Here is a 17159-nt window from a genome sequence, read left to right as displayed (position 1 = left end):
GCCGGATACTTTGAGTGTCCGGCCATCGTTGCCTGTCGCGTTGAAAGCGCTGGGCATGTGACGATCAGCGCACAAACCCGTCAGGATGGACAGGGTAGCAGGGGAGGGACGAATGCTGTCGCAGATAGTTTCCGCTTTGGGGGTCGTGGTCGTGGCGGTCTTTGCCTGCTCGGCCTATTTCTATTTCTCGAACAAGATCCTGGATTGGTCGCTGCCAGTGAAGGATGGCGACATCCATTCCGCGGCGCGCAACCTGAACCGCCGGGCGATGATCCGGCCGTGGCTGTTCATCGGGCCAGCCCTTTTCCTTCTTGTCGTCTACCTTGTTTATCCTGTGATCGCCACGCTGATCCTGTCCTTCTACGACCGCTCCGGCGTGAAATTCGTCGGCTTGGCGAACTATCAGTGGGCTCTCACAGACCGCGAATTCCGCCAGTCGATCTTCAACAACATCCTGTGGCTGGCCGTCGTGCCGGCGGCCTGCACCTTCTTCGGCCTCGTCATCGCCGTGATGACCGACCGCATCTGGTGGGGCAACATCGCCAAGAGCATCGTCTTCATGCCGATGGCGATCTCCTTCGTCGGCGCATCCGTCATTTGGAAGTTCATCTACGAATATCGTGGCGGCAACGATGTGCAGATCGGCCTGCTGAATGCGATCGTCCAGCTGTTCGGCGGGACGCCGCAGGTGTGGATCTCGGTGCCCTTGTGGAACAATTTCTTCCTGATGGTCATCCTCATCTGGATCCAGACCGGCTTTGCGATGGTGATTCTGTCGGCAGCGCTGCGCGGCATTCCTGAGGAAACCATCGAGGCTGCCGTCATCGATGGCGCCAATGGCTGGCAGATCTTCTGGCGCATCATGGTGCCGCAGGTCTGGGGCTCGATCGCGGTTGTCTGGACGACGATCACCATTCTCGTGCTCAAGGTGTTCGACATCGTGCTGACCATGACCAACGGCCAGTGGAATTCGATGGTGCTTGCCAACCTGATGTTCAACTGGCTCTTCCGGGGGGGCGGCGATTCCGGCCGAAGCGCGGTCATCGCGCTGATCATCATGCTGGCCGTGACGCCGATCATGGTCTGGAACGTCCGCCGTGCCAATCGCGAGCTGGGAGGCCACTGAGATGACCTTGTCAGGAAGTTTCTTCAAGATCGGCCCGGCCCGCCTCTTCGTTCACTTCGCGGTGCTCGTCATCGTCATCATCTGGCTGATACCGACGCTCGGCATCTTCGTCAGTGCTCTGCGAGACAAGGACCAGCTCGTTTCTTCCGGCTGGTGGACGGCCTTCGTCGGCTCCTCCCGAACAGTGGCGGCTCGCCTTGGGCAGCCGGACCAGCAGAAGCAGGACGGGACAGTTTACGTCATCGCTGGCAATGTTCTCGAGGGACAGCAGGGCCGCTCCATCAGGGCGTTCGGCACGCGTGTCCAGCAACCGGCCGCATACAAGGCCGGCGAAACAGCCGACCTTGGCGACGGACTCTCACTCACCGTCAACGATGACGGCAGCTATCGCTACACGAAGACTGCCGCCTTTGGTCCAGATGACGGCGGCCGGCGCGTCTACATTTCGGTCGCGACGCCGCCGGAATTCACCTTGCAGAACTATAAGAACGTTCTCACCAGCGAGGGGATCGGCCAGTCCTTCATCAACTCGCTGACCGTCACCATCCCGGCGACGATCATCCCGATCCTCATCGCCGCCTTCGCGGCCTACGCACTGAGCTGGATGGAGTTCCCGGGCCGGGCCCTTTTGATCGCGCTTGTCGTCGGCCTCATCGTCGTGCCGTTGCAGATGTCGCTCATCCCGCTTCTGCGGCTTTACAACGGCATTGGGTCGCTGCTCGACGCGCCGTCGAAAACCTATCCCGGCATCTGGTTTGCGCACACTGCCTTCGGCATGCCGCTCGCCATTTATCTGCTGCGGGCCTATATCGCCGGCCTCCCGAAGGAGATCATCGAATCGGCGCGCGTCGACGGCGCCAGCGACTTCGAAATCTTCACCCGTATCGTACTGCCCTTGTCCTTCCCTGCGCTCGCATCCTTTGCGATCTTCCAGTTCCTGTGGGTGTGGAACGACCTGCTTGTCGCCATGGTCTTCCTTGGCACCGACAGGGATCATCTCGTGCTCACCGGGGCGTTGAACGCGCTGCTCGGCTCGCGGGGGGGCAATTGGGAAATCCTGACGGCCTCGGCCTTCGTCACCATTGTCGTACCGCTGCTCGTGTTCTTTGGCTTGCAGCGCTATCTGGTGCGTGGTCTGCTTGCGGGCTCGGTCAAGGGCGGTTAGCAACCCAAGAGCATCCAACAGGAAACATGAGCATGGCATCCCAATCCATTTTGACGGCCGACAAGGACTGGTGGCGTGGCGCGGTGATCTATCAGATCTACCCACGCTCCTACCAGGACTCCAACGGCGACGGCATCGGCGACCTGAAGGGCATCACCGCCCGCCTGCCGCATGTCGCAGCCCTCGGCGCCGACGCGATCTGGATCTCGCCCTTCTTCACCTCGCCGATGCGCGATTTCGGCTATGACGTTTCCGACTACGAGAACGTCGATCAGATCTTCGGCACGCTGGTGGATTTCGACACGCTGATCGCTGAGGCCCATCGCCTCGGCATTCGCGTGATGATCGATCTTGTCATTTCGCACAGCTCCGACCAGCATCCCTGGTTCGTCGAAAGCCGCACCAGTAAGACGAACGCCAAGGCGGATTGGTATGTTTGGGCCGATGCCAAGCCGGATGGCACGCCGCCGAACAACTGGCTGTCGATCTTTGGCGGTTCCGCATGGGCGTGGGACCCGACGCGCATGCAGTATTACATGCACAATTTTCTGACGTCGCAGCCTGATATGAACCTGCACAATCCCGAGGTTCAGGACCGGCTGCTGGATGTCGTCCGCTTCTGGTTGAAGCGCGGCGTCGATGGCTTCCGTCTCGATACGATCAACTTCTACTTCCACGACAAGGAACTGCGCGACAATCCGGCGCTTGTTCCCGAGCGCCGCAACGCGTCGACGGCTCCGGCGGTCAATCCCTACAACTTCCAGGAACATGTCTACGACAAGAACCGGCCGGAGAATCTGGCGTTCCTGAAGCGATTCCGCGCCGTGCTCGAAGAGTTTCCGGCAATTGCTGCCGTCGGCGAAGTGGGCGATAGCCAGCGTGGGCTGGAGATCGTCGGAGAATACACCTCCGGCAACGACAAGATGCATATGTGCTATGCCTTCGAGTTCCTGGCGCCGGATCCCTTGTCTCCCGAACGTGTCGAGGAGGTCATGGAAGACTTCGCGGCGGCCGCGCCGGATGGCTGGGCCTGCTGGGCCTTCTCCAACCATGATGTCATGCGCCATGTCAGCCGCTGGGGATCACTGGTCGCCGATCACGACGCTTTTGCCAAGCAGTATGCATCACTGCTGATGACGCTGCGCGGTTCGGTCTGCCTTTATCAGGGCGAGGAACTCGGCCTGACCGAAGCCGATCTTGCCTATCAGGACCTGCAGGATCCTTACGGCATCCAGTTCTGGCCGGAATTCAAGGGGCGTGATGGTTGCCGCACGCCGATGGTATGGGACAGTCAGGTCACCCAGGGCGGCTTCTCGACCGTCACGCCATGGCTGCCGGTTCCGGTCGAGCACATCCTGCGCGCTGTCAGCGTCCAGCAGGGCGACGAGACCTCTGTGCTCGAGCACTATCGTCGCTTCCTTGCCTTCCGCAAGCAGCACCCGGCCTTCGCCAAGGGCGAGATCGAGTTCATGGAGCCGCAGGACGACGTGCTGCTCTTCGTGCGCGAGTATGGCAACGAAAAGCTGCTCTGCGTCTTCAACATGAGCGCTGCCGAAGGCGCGGTCGTTTTGCCTGCCGGTGATTGGCAGGCGTTGACGGGCCACGGTTTCGTCAGCAATAACTACGGTGAGAAGATCGATATTCCGGCGTGGGGAGCATACTTTGCTCGTCTCGCCTGACGATTCAGGAGGAGGAATTAATGACTGGACTGACGCTCAAGGATATTCGCAAATCCTACGGTTCCGTGGATGTTCTCCACGGGATCGATCTGGAGATCAAGGAGGGCGAGTTCGTTGTGTTCGTCGGTCCTTCGGGCTGCGGCAAATCCACTCTGTTGCGCATGATTGCCGGCTTGGAGAACATTACCGGCGGCGACATGTATATCGACGGCCAGCTGGTCAACGATGTCCCTCCCTCCAAGCGCGGCATCGCCATGGTGTTCCAGTCCTATGCGCTCTATCCGCATATGACCGTCTACGACAACATGGCGTTCGGCATGAAGATCGCCGGTGAAAGCAAGCAGGAGATCGATCGCCGCGTTCGTGCCGCGGCCGAAAGCCTGCAGCTCACCAGGTATCTCGATCGCCTGCCGAAGGCGCTCTCCGGCGGTCAGCGTCAGCGCGTCGCAATCGGCCGCGCCATCTGCCGCAACCCCAAGGTTTTCCTCTTCGACGAGCCGCTGTCGAACCTCGACGCAGCGCTTCGTGTCGCGACCCGCATCGAGATCGCCCGTCTCAACGAGCAGATGGCGGACACGACGATGATCTATGTCACGCATGACCAGGTGGAGGCGATGACGCTTGCTGACCGCATCGTCGTCCTGTCCGCCGGCAATATCGAGCAGGTGGGCGCGCCGCTGGAACTCTATGAGCGTCCGGCAAACCTCTTCGTTGCCAAGTTCATCGGCTCTCCGGCCATGAATGTCATTCCGTCTACCATCACCGAGGTTGGCAATACGACGACGGTGACCCTGACAGGCGGCAAATCGGTGACATTGGACCTTCCGACGGCCGCCTCCGAGAAGGGCAAGACCGCAAGCTTCGGCGTTCGTCCTGAAGATCTGCGCATTGCCGGTGCCGGTGATGACTACCTCTTCGAGGGCGAAGTTTCGATTGTTGAGGCGCTCGGCGAAGTGACGCTTCTCTACATCGAGGGCCTCGTTCCGGGCGAACCGATCATCGTCAAGCTGCCAGGCATTTACGACGTCAGGAAGGGCCAGAAGATGCACTTCTCGGCCGACCGTTCCAAGCTGCATCTCTTTGATGCGGACGGTCGCACGTACCGTAGATAAAATCGCTTTGCGGCCAACAACAAAAAACAAGCCCGGACAGCATATCATGTTGCCCGGGCTTGTTTTGTGCATTTAGTCGCAAACGGAATTTTTCTCGAAAATCCGCTGTGTCTTTCTGAGTGTATCGCGGTCGAAATCGAAACTATTCTCACCTTCTGTTAAGCATCGCCCGCTAGTATTTCCTCATTGAGTATCGAGGGGAATACGGCGGTGGCGCCATCCAGTCCAATGCCTTCCGGGCACTTTCTGAACAAAGAGGAATCCTTCATGTACGACCGCGAAGTGCGGTTCAAGATGGAGGATACGATGAACGCCGCACGCATCGAGTATACCGAGAAGGGCGTCATGCACATGGCGTCCCGGCGATGCGACATCATTCGCATTTCGAAGAGCACCGCGGTCCTTGCACTGCTCACGCAATACGCCCTTCCGAAGCAGTTCTATCTCGATATCCCGGATGCCCGCATCACCAAGGTCGGCTGTATGCTGATGCGGGTGAATGCCAACAACACGATCGAAGTCCGCTTTCTGCGGATGCTGAATGACAAGGAACTCAACAAGATCTTTGTTTACAGCACTCACCCGGCGCACCGCGATCGCGTGCTCGACATTCGCGCCTGATTTCTCGACGCATCGAACGACAAAGCCCGCGAGTCATCTCCTCGCGGGCTTTGCTGTTTTTTAGCGCCACGTTGCGGCTCAGTGGAACAGCACGCTTGCACCGCGATCCGAAGGGCCAACGGCGCGGCGGAAGGGAGCAAACAGGTCGCGGCCCATGCCGAATTCGTTGTCGGAAAGATCGGCGACCACGGGCTCGCGCTCAGCCATGTCGGCGGCATCGACCAGAACTTCCAGGGTGCCCGCGATCGCATCGAGGCGAATGATGTCGCCATCCTTGATCCGCGCGATCGGGCCGCCATCGACAGCCTCCGGCGTCACGTGGATTGCTGCCGGCACCTTTCCTGATGCGCCCGACATGCGGCCGTCGGTCAGCAGCGCGACACGGAAGCCGCGGTCCTGCAGCACGCCGAGCGGCGGCGTCAGCTTGTGCAGTTCGGGCATGCCGTTCGCCTTCGGACCCTGGAAGCGCACGACGGCGACGAAGTCCTTGTTGAGCTTGCCTTCCTTGAAGGCGTCCTGCAGTTCCTGCTGGCTGTGGAAGACGACGGCCGGTGCTTCAATGACGTGCCGGTCCTGCTTGACCGCCGAGATCTTGATGACGGCCTTGCCGAGATTGCCGCGGAGCATCTTCAGGCCGCCATTGGCCTGAAACGGCGCCTCGATGCTGGCGAGCACCTTGGGGTCGACGCTTTTTTCCGGCGCCGGTTCGCGCACGATCGTGCCGTCGTCGCCGAGGCGGGGATCGATGGTGTAGGCCTGCAGGCCATGGCCGAAGACGGTGCGCACGTCGTCGTGCAGCATGCCGTGCTTAAGCAGTTCCTTGATGAGGAAGCCCATGCCGCCGGCCGCGTGGAAGTGGTTCACATCAGCAAGGCCGTTCGGATAGACGCGCGCCAGCAGCGGCACCATTTCGGAAAGCTCGGCGATATCCTGCCAGGTTAGCTGGATGCCCGCTGCCCGCGCCATGGCGACGAGATGCAGCGTGTGGTTCGTAGAACCCCCGGTGGCATGAAGGCCGACGACGCCGTTGACGATCGAGCGTTCGTCGATCATCTCGCCAGCTGGCGTGAATTCGTTGCCCTGTGCGGTGATCGCCAGCGCCCGCTTGGCCGCCTCGCGCGTAAAGGCTTCGCGCAGCGGCGTGCCCGGATTGATGAAGGAGGAGCCGGGCATATGGAAGCCCATGATCTCCATCAGCATCTGGTTCGAATTGGCAGTGCCGTAGAACGTGCAGGTGCCTGGGCCGTGGTACGACTTCGATTCCGCCTGCAGCAGTTCGGCGCGTCCGACCTTGCCTTCGGCATAGAGCTGTCGCACGCGCGACTTCTCGTCGTTCGGAAGACCGGTCGTCATCGGGCCGGCAGGCACGAAGATGGCCGGCAGATGGCCGAAGGAGAGGGCGGCAATGACGAGACCCGGTACGATCTTGTCGCAGACCCCGAGGAAGAGCGCAGCATCGAACATATTATGGGAGAGGCCGACGCCGGCAGCCATGGCGATCAGGTCGCGGGAAAACAGCGAGAGCTCCATGCCCGGCTGTCCCTGGGTGACGCCGTCGCACATGGCAGGAACACCACCGGCCACCTGCGCGATGCCGCCGGCTTCCGCCGCTGCCTTGCGAATGATCGCCGGATAGTGCTCGAACGGCTGGTGCGCGGAAAGCATATCATTGTAGGAGGTGATGATACCGAGATTGGGTACGCGGTCGCCCGCGAGTGCGTCCTTCTCGGCGGGGGAACAGACCGCGAATCCGTGTGCGAGATTGGCGCAACCAAGGATCGAGCGGCTTACGCCCTTGGATGTCGCGTTGCGCAGGCGCTCCAGATAGAGTCCGCGCGTCGGTTTCGATCGTTCGACAATGCGGGCGGTGATCGCAGAAATGCGTGCATTAGCGGACATGGGAGGTATCCTGCCTTGGTTGCTCTTCAATGTTCGTTCGCGGCTTGCTGCCCGAAGGCTTATGGAGCCCAGTAGACTTCGACCGAGCTCGTTGCTCGCCGCAGGATGGCGCGGATCGGCATGTCTGCCTCTTCGCCGGCGCCCTCGGCCTTCGTCAGGACGCCCTTCTTGCTCTCGCCTTCGATATGAAGCACGAGCAGCCTTGCATCCTGAAGGCTGGAGAAGGTGAAGGTGAGCCGCGGCTCGCCCGCGCCGTCCGCCTCCATGGTAATGATACCACGCGGCGTCCCAGCGTCGAGGGCGACCTTCAGATTGCTGCCACCCGGGAAGAATGAGGCCGTGTGGCCGTCACCCCCCATCCCGAGGATCGCAACGTCAAAGGGATTGCTGATCGAAGCGGTCGCCTCCGTCGCAAGCTTCGCCGCGTCCTCGACCGACGCTGCCGCCTGGTACAGCGGCAGGAAGTGCGCGGCCTTCGCCTTGTTCTGCAGCAGGTTTTCGACCACCAGCAGATGGTTCGAGCGCGGATTGTCCGCAGGCACGAAACGTTCGTCGACCAACGTGATGGTCACTTTCGTCCAGTCGAGATCACGCGCCGAAAGCTCCTGGAAGAAGAGCTTCGGCGTCGAGCCGCCGGAAACGGCAAATGTCGCCGCTCCGCGTGCGTCGATGGCCGCGGAAAGCGACGCAGCGACTTTGTCTGCTAGGTTGCGAGCCAGTTCTGCGCCGTTGGCAAAAGCATGCATCGTCGCTGCCATCGTCTTTGATCCTACAGGTTGTCGTGCCAGGTGCGGCCGTCACGCTCGATGAGCGCGATCGATTGGCTTGGCCCCCAGGTGCCGGCGGTATAGCCCTGAACCTTCTGCCCGGTCGTTTCCCAACCCTTGAGGATCGGGTCCACCCACTGCCATGCAGCCTCCACTTCGTCGCGGCGCATGAAGAGCGTCTGGTTGGAACGGATGACGTCCATCAGCAGGCGCTCGTAAGCATCCGGGTTGCGCACCGAGAAGGACTCGGCAAAGCTCATGTCGAGCGAAACGTTGCGAAGACGCATGCCGCCCGGACCTGGATCCTTGATCATCAGTGACTGCTTGACGCCTTCGTCAGGCTGCAGGCGAATGATGAGCTGGTTCTGGTTGATACGGCCGGCGGATTGGTCGAAGACCGAGTGCGGGATCGGCTTGAAGGTGATGACGATCTCCGACATGCGACCGGCAAGACGCTTGCCGGTGCGGATGTAGAAGGGAACGCCGGCCCAGCGCCAGTTGCCGATCTCGGCCTTGATGGCAACGAAGGTTTCGGTGTTCGAAACGCCGCCTTCGAGCTCTTCCAGGTAGCCCTTGACTGGACCACTGCCGGAAGCGCCTGCGCGATACTGGCCGCGAACGGTGCTGGTCTCGACGTTCGATGCGTTGATCGGCTTCAATGCGCGCAGCACCTTCAGCTTCTCGTCGCGGACGGCTTCGGAGTCCATCGAGGAAGGAACTTCCATCGCGACGAGGCAGACGAGCTGCATGATGTGGTTCTGCACCATGTCGCGCAGTGCGCCTGCTGTGTCGTAGTAGCCAGCGCGTCCCTCGAGACCGACGGACTCGGCAACCGTGATCTGCACGTGGTCGATATGGTTGGCGTTCCACAGCGGCTCGTAGAGCGCGTTGGCAAAGCGCAGCGCCATCAGGTTCTGCACCGTTTCCTTGCCGAGGTAGTGGTCGATACGGAAGATCTGTTCTTCCTTGAAGACCTTGCCGATGGTGTCGTTCAGTTGCAGGGCGGAAGCGAGATCGCGGCCGATCGGCTTCTCGACAACAATGCGCGTCGACTTGGTGATCAGCTTGTGGTCATGGATCTTCTGCGAGATGTCGCTGAAGATGCCCGGCGCGACGGCGAGGTAGAAGGCACGCACGCGATCCTTGCCCTCATCCAGAAGCTTTTTCAGTTGATCCCAGCCGGCGTCCGAACGCGCATCGACAGGCACATAGTACAGGCGCTGCAGGAATTTCGCGACCTCGGCCTCGTCGTACTCACCCTTCTTGAGATGCTCCTTCAGGGCGTCCTGGGCAAACTTGCGGTATTCCTCGTTCGTAAGCGGGCTGCGCGAAGCGCCGATGATACGGGTCGGCTCGGAGAATTGCCCCTCGATCTGACGATGGTAAAGGGCCGGCAGCAACTTGCGTTCCGCAAGGTCGCCGCTGCCGCCGAAAACGACATAATCAAAGGGTTCAACGGGGATGATTTGGCTGCTCATGAGGATGTCTCTCAATCAGACGGGTTATTGGCTCTTTAATCTAATCGATTTAAAAAAGCCAGTGTGCGACGCAATGAATCTCTCGGAAAGAGGTTTTAGTTCGAATTGCCGCGCGATGAAATCCGCAATCTGACTAAAACTTGTCGCGCAGCGCAAACCAGGAGAGCGCCAGGAAAAGCAGCGGAGCACGCATGGCCGCACCTCCCGGAAATGCCGGAATATCCAGCGATTTGAAGAGCTCTAAATCCGCCGATCGTCCAAGCAGTGTTTCAGCATAGAGCTTTCCGCAATAATTGGACAGCATCACGCCATGCCCGGAATAGCCGCCGATGGACGTCACTCCAGGCATGACCTCGCGCACGAAGGGCTGCCGCGGCATAGTGATGCCGACCGAGCCCCCCCAGGCGTGCGTGATCTCGATATCCCGCAGCGCGGGGTAGATCTCCGCAATCTGTCGGCGGATGTGCTGCGTCATGTCGCGCGGGTTGTCGGCCGTATAGGCTTCCCGGCCGCCGAAGAGCAGCCGCCCGTCCCTGGACTTGCGGAAGTAGCGCACGACGAAGCGTGAGTCGGCCACGGCCTCGCCACCCGACAGCACCTCCGGATAGCGGTCGAGCGGAGCGGTGGCGCCGATGAAGGAGCGAATGGGCATCACGTGGCTTGCCGTCACCGGTTCGAGATTGCCGATGTAGCCGTCGCAGGCGATCAGTGCCCTGTCGGCGGTGATCGTGCCCCTCGGCGTCTCGATCATCACCTTGCCGCTGCTCTGACGAATCGCTGTCGCGCTCGTCATCTCGAAAACTTGCGCGCCGGCATTGGCCGCAACGCGGGCAAGGCCGATCAGCAGTTTCAGTGGGTGGATATGGCCCGTGCCGGTGTCGCGAACGCCGCAATAGTAGCGCGTCGAGCCAAGCCGTTCCTGGGTTTCGGCTTTGTCCATGAAGCGCATATGCGGGTAGTTGTAGCGCATAGCCGCGATCTCGGCATTTTCGTAGTAGTCCGGCTTGTAGCTCTCCTTGTGCGCCACGTTCATCTGCCCCGGCATGTAGTCCATGTCGATCTGATGGTCGGTGGCAAAATCCATGAGATGTTGTTTTGCGGCTTCGGCGAGATCGAACAGCGCGCGCGAACGCTCGTAGCCGATCTTGTCCTCAAGCTCTTCCGGCCACCAGCGCTGTCCGGTGCCGAGCTGGCCGCCATTGCGCCCGGAAGCGCCGTCGCCAAACCGGCACGCCTCGATGAGAACGACCGAGACGCCAGACCTGGCAAGGTTGTAGGCCGCCTGCAGCCCGGTATAGCCGCCGCCGATGATGGCGACGTCACAGCTCTTCGAGCCGTCCATTTCGGGGTAAGTCGGTCGCTCGCCGATCGTCGTTTGATACCACGAAATGCCGGGCGCAATCGGGCTCTGCCATCTCTCTTGCGATGTCATGACGCAGCCCTCCTTACACGTTCAGCAGAAGGAATTCGCGCTCCCAGGGACTGATCACCTGCATGAAGGTCTCGAACTCTCCGCGCTTCACGCCGGCATAGATGCCGAGGAACTCCTTGCCGAACACCTCCTCGAAAGCTTCCTCGTCTTCCATCAGCGCGACCGCTTCCAGAAGGCCGCGCGGCAGATCGATCGAGCCTTCGTTCGCCGTATCCTCGGTCGGCGCGGTCGGCTCGATGCCCTTGATGATGCCGAGCAGGCCCGAGGCGAGCGACGCGGCGAGCGCGAGATAAGGATTGGCGTCCGAACTCGGCAGGCGGTTTTCGACACGCCTTGCCTGCGGATCAGATACCGGCACGCGGAAAGCCGTCGTCCGGTTGTCGTAGCCCCAGGCATTGTTGACGGGCGCGGACATATCGGGCGTCAGCCGGCGATAGGAGTTTACGTAAGGCGCCAGCATCACCATGGAACTCGGCACGTATTTCTGCAGGCCGCCGATGAAGTGGAAAAATTCGCGCGACGCAGAACCGTCGGGGTTGGAGAAGATGTTCTTGCCGGTTTCCTGGTTCACGACCGATTGGTGGATGTGCATGGCCGAACCCGGCTGCCCCTGCATCGGCTTGGCCATGAAGGTCGCGTAGATGCCGTGCTTCATCGCGGCTTCGCGGATCGTGCGCTTGAACAGGAAGACCTGGTCGGCAAGCTCTATAGGGTTGCCGTGGCGCAGATTGATTTCCAGCTGCGCCGGTCCTTCCTCGTGGATCAGCGTATCGATCTCGAGGCCCTGCTTTTCCGAGAAGTGGTAGATGTCGTCGATCAGTTCGTCGAACTCGTTGATGCCGGCGATCGAATAGCCCTGACCGCCGAGGATCGCGCGGCCGGAGCGGCCCTTCGGCGGATGCAGCGGATAGTCCGGGTCGTCGTTCTTGGCAACGAGATAAAACTCGATCTCAGGCGCGACGATCGGCTTCCAGCCGCGGTCGCCGTAGAGCTTCAGTACGCGCTTAAGAACATTGCGAGGCGTGTAGGGAACCTCTTCACCATCCGCACTAACGATGTCGCAGATCACCTGCGCCGTCGGATCGGTTTCCCAGGGAACCACCGAAAGCGTCGAGAGATCCGGAACCAGCTTCAGGTCGCTGTCGCGCGGCTCGTAGCGGAAGCTTTCCGTCTCATCCGGATACTCGCCGGAGATGGTATGACGGTAGATCGCCGAGGGCAGGGCAAGCGAGGTGTTCGAGGTGAATTTCGAGCTCGGCATCATCTTGCCGCGCGGCACGCCGGCAAGGTCGGGGGTGATGCATTCGATGTCTTCGATGCCACGCGCCCGCAAGAACTGCGCTGCTTCCTTCCAGTTTGTCACGCCACGCAGGTGTCCGGGGTCCGGGGGGGTCTTCTTCGAGGCAGGTACGTTTCTGGCAGGCTTCAGCGTCGTCTTTTTTGGGGACATGACACACCGGTTTGGGTTGATCGTAAAGGCATCATAGCTGGAGTTTGGCAATTGGCGAGGGGGAGGGCACGTTGACTTTCGCCTCTTGATGGAAAAAGAAGACGGCTTTCGACAAGGGAAGTGGTTTTGCAGCGAAACAGCGATGTGATCGTCATCGGCGCAGGCGCCGCCGGCATGATGTGCGCCATTCGCGCCGCCCAGCGCGGCCGCACGGTCATTGTTCTGGACCATGCGAAATCGCCGGGCGAAAAGATCCGCATCTCCGGCGGCGGCCGCTGCAACTTCACCAACATAAACACCGCTCCGAAGAGCTTCCTCTCCGCCAACCCGCATTTCTGCAAATCGGCCCTGGCGCGGTTTACGCCGTCGGATCTCATCGCCATGGTCGATCGCCACCGGATCGCCTGGCACGAGAAGACGCTTGGTCAATTGTTCTGCGACGACAGCGCCAAGGACATCATCCGCATGCTGCTCGACGAGATGCAAGCCGCAGGTGCCGCCCTGCATCTGCGCACGGATATCGGCTTCGTTGAAAAGAGCGGCGAAGGCTTCCGCATCTCGACGTCGGAGGGCGCTTACGAATGCCGCTCGCTGGTCATGGCGACCGGCGGCAAGTCGATTCCGAAGATGGGAGCGACCGGCTTAGCCTATCGCGTCGCCGAGCAGTTCGGCCTTCCCATGGTGGAGACGCGGCCCGGCCTCGTACCGCTCACACTGGATCAGGCCACGCTCGAAAGCCTTTCCGAACTGTCGGGCATTTCCGCGCCTGCCGAAATCCGCCACGGCAAGACCGCATTCCGCGAAGCCCTGCTTTTCACGCACCGCGGTCTCAGCGGCCCGGCGATCCTCCAGATCTCCTCCTATTGGCGTGAGGGCGATGACATTGCCGTCGACATCGAGCCTGATGTCGATCTGTTGGAACACCTGAAGGCCGCGAAAAAGGCGAATGGCAGGCAATCCGCGCAGACCGCACTGGCCGAGATTCTGCCGAAGCGGCTGGCGCAATACCTGACCGAGCGGGAAGGCATCGCGGGTCACATGGCCGATCTTTCCGACAAGGTCTTGCTGCGCCTGGTCGACGCCGTGCAGAACTGGAAGATCAAGCCGTCGGGCTCGGAGGGTTATCGGACCGCCGAAGTGACGCTCGGCGGCGTCGATACGGCCGCACTCGATTCCCGCACCATGGCGGCGAAAGGCGTCCCGGGGCTCTATTTCATCGGCGAATGCGTCGATGTGACCGGCTGGCTCGGCGGCTATAATTTCCAGTGGGCGTGGGCTTCCGGCTTCGTTGCCGGCGAATCTTTGTAGGCAGGAAACAACCCGCTCGATTCAAGAGTTCTTAAGGAGGGTGCGCCATCCTGCCTCAATGACGGATGGAAAAGCACTTACTAAATAGAGCTTTACCAACAAGTCGTTTTGTTGGATTGTTATGTCAGAGATGAAGTGAGGTTCTGCAGATGAACAAGAACACTCGACGCGCCCGCGCCATTGCAATCGCTCAAGCCAAGCCCGACAACAAGCTCGTCGCCGTACGCTATTTCGCCATCTCTGCCAGTGCACTGGCCGCCGTCGTCGCTCTCCTCCTCGCACGTTGGTTCTGACATTCACAATCCATAGGTCAGCATGAGGCGCATTTGCGCGCCGGCCATCTCGCGGATAAATCGATTTGAACGCGGCTGTCCGTCCTTTTCGCTTATCCGAAAATTAAGACATCCTCTGCAAAACTCACTCGATGAATTTTGGGCGCTTCCGCGTTGGCGTGAGGCGAGCTGGCAATGAATGCCGACCGGACCTCGTGTCCGGGATTCCAATAGTTCCAATAAAGCAGCTCGATGCACTCGGTCGACGCCCCGCCAGGCGGCCGGCGGGAGGAGTGGTGTATGGAAGGCCGGAACCGCCATGTTGATTGATAGGATTCTTTCCCGTTTCAAGATCAAGACCAAGGTCATGATCTTTGTATTGCCCTTCGTCGTGAGCATCTCTGCCGTCGGCCTGACCGGCCTATATGCTTCCGGCTTGTTGCAGGGGCGTATGGAAATCTCCAACAGCGTCCTGCAGTCGCTGAGCGGGTTCAAGGATCTCTACGGCTCCATGGACGACTTCCTGCAGATCACCAGCCAGGAAGCACGTGACAAGCTTTATGGGGACATCAAGACACAGCAAAGCACGCTGAACGCCACGCTCAAGCAGATCGGTGACAATGGCGGCCGCGACAACCTTGTGGCCGCGACAGACGGCACTTCGGGGATCGCCGACACCGTTCGCAAGCTGTGGACCCTGCATGAGCAGGAGCTCGCTTTGCGCAAGTCGATCGACGACGCGCAGAAGGTGATGATCACAAGCCGCTTCAACGTGAACTACGATGCGCAGCAGCTTGAAGAAAACATCCGCAAGGACGAAGGCAACGCCACGGCAACGCTGCGCGCCGCCGATCGCCTGCTGAAGGGTGGCGATACACTTGCTACCGTTATGAGCGACTTCAACAAGGCCCAGTTGCCGGCCGACAAGCTGAAGGTCGTCACCGCCGCCATTGCTGCGATCACGAAGGCACAGCGGCTGATCGAAATTTCTGTGCCGCAGAACCAGAAGAGCATGACGCAGTCGCTGTCGCAGACGATCAGCGACGTGAAGGCGCAGGCAACTGCCGTCGACGCCGGCACCGATGAAGCGATCGCCAATCTCGGGCGGCTTGTCTCCCGCTTCCGTCAGATGTCGACCTATACGCAGTTGACAGCAACGCAGATGATGCGCGAGGCGACCACGACGTTCGTGGCGCTTGACAGCCGCATCGCCCAGACGAACTCAGTTCTCGAGGATACGCGTCGTTTGGAAAGCGCAATCTATTCACTGCAGCTCGTCTTGGGTGAATTCGCTGCCAAGCCGGGCAAGGAAAACCGCGTCCGCCTGCATCAGGAGATTGCGACGCTCGGCACCAACCTGAACACGCTGCTCGCCAGCGCGAAGGGTATGAACTTCGCGGAAGATATCGTCGCGGCCATGTCTCCGGCTCTTGCCTCGATGGACAAGGATGCCCAGAGCCTCGTCGATACGATTAACCAGCGCGTTGCCGACTACGCTTCCGCCCGCCAGCAGCTCGATGCCGTCTGGGGGCAGCTGACGACCTTTGCCGAACTGCAGAAGCAGAGCGCGGGCGCCGAGCGCACGCAGGCGAACGGCATTTCGGTACTGACGACCGGCCTTGGCATTCTGGTCTCGATCATCGGTGGTATCGCCCTGGTTCTGACGCTGCAGCGTCCGATCGGTCAGATCACCGCCGCGATGCGCCGCATTGCCGACGGCGCACTCGATACCAACATCTCGGGCGATCAGCGCCATGATGAAATCGGCGACATGGCTCGCGCGCTCGGCATCTTCAAGGAGAATGCAATCTCCAAGATCCGCATCGAGGAACAGAGCGATGAAGAGCGCGCCGCGGCCGAGCATGAGCGCCATCGCAACGATTCCGAGAAGCGGGAGATGGATCGCCAGATCGAGTTTGCGGTCAACGCGCTTGCCTCCGGTCTCGAGCGGATGTCGCAGGGTGACATTTCGACAACGATCGATACGCCGTTCATCGGGCGTCTCGAGCAGCTCCGCCAGGACTTCAACGGTTCGATGATGCGTCTCCAGGCAACCATGAGCCAGATCCGCGACAACGTCGAGATGATCCAGGGTAACGGCAACCAGATGGCTCAGTCCGCCGAAGATCTCTCCAAGCGTACCGAGCAGCAGGCTGCGTCGCTTGAGGAGACCGCCGCTGCGGTTGAACAGATCACGGTGACGGTCCGCTCCTCCGCAGAGCGTGCCAAGGACGCCGATCAGATCGTTCGACAAGCCAAGCGCAGCGCCGACGACTCGGCAGTCGTCGTCAGCAACGCCATCGACGCGATGGGCCGTATCGAAGATGCATCCCGCCAAATCGAGCAGATCATCGGCGTCATCGACGAGATCGCATTCCAAACCAATCTGCTGGCATTGAACGCCGGCATCGAAGCGGCGCGCGCCGGTGAGGCCGGCAAGGGCTTTGCTGTCGTCGCCATGGAGGTGCGCGAACTTGCGCAGCGCTCCGCCGCCGCCGCACAGGAGATCAAGGGCCTCATCAACAAGTCGACGACAGAGGTCAGCTCCGGCTCGCAGTTCGTACAGGAGACCGGCACGGTGCTCGCAAAGATCAGTGCCCAGATCGTCACGATCAGCCAGCACGTCGAGACGATCGCGCGTGCAAGCCACGATCAATCGAGCGCGCTGCAGGAGGTCAATGCGACCGTCAACCAGATGGATCAGATGACGCAGCAGAATGCCGCGATGGTCGAAGAGACGACAGCCGCGAGCCGCGAGCTTGCAACAGAAGCGGATCTGCTCCGGCGACTGATCCAGCAGTTCAAAATCGACGGTGACACGCAGGGCACGATCTATCGCGCCGCATAAGA

Annotated in this window: 13 protein-coding genes; 8 read left to right on the top strand and 5 right to left on the bottom strand. The window is 60.7% G+C overall.

Annotation, left to right across the window (positions count from 1 at the left end; translation table 11 throughout):
* Window positions 1–112: 112 nt before the first annotated feature.
* The 5 genes from BSG20_RS01400 (at window position 113) to BSG20_RS01380 (ending at window position 5703) form a co-directional block, all read left to right on the top strand.
* Complete coding sequence (locus BSG20_RS01400; RefSeq protein WP_072370896.1) at window positions 113–1126, top strand: carbohydrate ABC transporter permease; 1014 nt, start codon at window positions 113–115, stop codon at window positions 1124–1126.
* Between the two features lies 1 nt (window position 1127).
* The gene (locus BSG20_RS01395) at window positions 1128–2291 is read left to right on the top strand and encodes a carbohydrate ABC transporter permease (RefSeq protein WP_072370893.1); all 1164 of its coding nucleotides are present in this window, start codon (window positions 1128–1130) and stop codon (window positions 2289–2291) included.
* A gap of 26 nt (window positions 2292–2317) precedes the next feature.
* Window positions 2318–3970, top strand: coding sequence for a beta-galactosidase BglA (bglA, locus tag BSG20_RS01390; protein WP_072370890.1), 1653 nt, complete (start codon window positions 2318–2320; stop codon window positions 3968–3970).
* Window positions 3971–3990: 20 nt separating this feature from the next.
* Window positions 3991–5082 carry an ABC transporter ATP-binding protein gene (locus tag BSG20_RS01385; protein WP_072370887.1) on the top strand — a complete coding sequence of 364 codons (1092 nt, stop codon included), beginning with the start codon at window positions 3991–3993 and terminating at the stop codon, window positions 5080–5082.
* 267 nt (window positions 5083–5349) lie between these two features.
* A complete protein-coding gene (locus BSG20_RS01380) occupies window positions 5350–5703 on the top strand; it encodes a hypothetical protein (protein WP_007796711.1) in 354 nt (117 codons plus the stop codon).
* Window positions 5704–5781: 78 nt separating this feature from the next.
* Here BSG20_RS01380 and edd read toward each other — a convergent pair whose 3' ends face one another.
* From edd to BSG20_RS01355, 5 genes are all read right to left on the bottom strand, one after another.
* Window positions 5782–7602 carry a phosphogluconate dehydratase gene (gene edd, locus BSG20_RS01375; protein WP_072370885.1) on the bottom strand — a complete coding sequence of 607 codons (1821 nt, stop codon included), beginning with the start codon at window positions 7600–7602 and terminating at the stop codon, window positions 5782–5784.
* 59 nt (window positions 7603–7661) lie between these two features.
* Window positions 7662–8360: a 6-phosphogluconolactonase gene (pgl, locus tag BSG20_RS01370; protein WP_072370883.1), complete on the bottom strand. Its 699-nt coding sequence runs from the start codon at window positions 8358–8360 to the stop codon at window positions 7662–7664.
* 11 nt (window positions 8361–8371) lie between these two features.
* Window positions 8372–9847, bottom strand: a complete 1476-nt coding sequence (zwf, locus tag BSG20_RS01365) for a glucose-6-phosphate dehydrogenase (protein WP_072370880.1) — start codon at window positions 9845–9847, stop codon at window positions 8372–8374.
* A gap of 133 nt (window positions 9848–9980) precedes the next feature.
* A complete protein-coding gene (locus BSG20_RS01360) occupies window positions 9981–11279 on the bottom strand; it encodes an NAD(P)/FAD-dependent oxidoreductase (protein ID WP_072370877.1) in 1299 nt (432 codons plus the stop codon).
* A gap of 13 nt (window positions 11280–11292) precedes the next feature.
* Window positions 11293–12729: a glutamine synthetase family protein gene (locus BSG20_RS01355; protein ID WP_072370874.1), complete on the bottom strand. Its 1437-nt coding sequence runs from the start codon at window positions 12727–12729 to the stop codon at window positions 11293–11295.
* Window positions 12730–12855: 126 nt separating this feature from the next.
* Here BSG20_RS01355 and BSG20_RS01350 point away from each other — a divergent pair, with 126 nt between their 5' ends.
* The 3 genes from BSG20_RS01350 to BSG20_RS01345 all read left to right on the top strand — a co-directional run bounded on the left by BSG20_RS01350 (window position 12856) and on the right by BSG20_RS01345 (window position 17157).
* On the top strand, window positions 12856–14037 hold the full coding sequence (locus BSG20_RS01350; protein WP_177309796.1) for a BaiN/RdsA family NAD(P)/FAD-dependent oxidoreductase: 1182 nt from the start codon (window positions 12856–12858) through the stop codon (window positions 14035–14037).
* Window positions 14038–14186: 149 nt separating this feature from the next.
* Window positions 14187–14330: a hypothetical protein gene (locus BSG20_RS36265; RefSeq protein WP_167371538.1), complete on the top strand. Its 144-nt coding sequence runs from the start codon at window positions 14187–14189 to the stop codon at window positions 14328–14330.
* 298 nt (window positions 14331–14628) lie between these two features.
* A complete protein-coding gene (locus BSG20_RS01345; RefSeq protein WP_072370868.1) occupies window positions 14629–17157 on the top strand; it encodes a methyl-accepting chemotaxis protein in 2529 nt (842 codons plus the stop codon).
* Window positions 17158–17159 lie beyond the last annotated feature (2 nt).

The sequence above is a fragment of the Rhizobium tibeticum genome, assembly GCF_900110205.1.
In the GTDB taxonomy this organism is placed as follows: Bacteria; Pseudomonadota; Alphaproteobacteria; order Rhizobiales; family Rhizobiaceae; genus Rhizobium; species Rhizobium tibeticum.
Note: the sequence above shows the minus strand (reverse complement) of the source record. Positions and strands in the feature narration are given on the sequence as shown.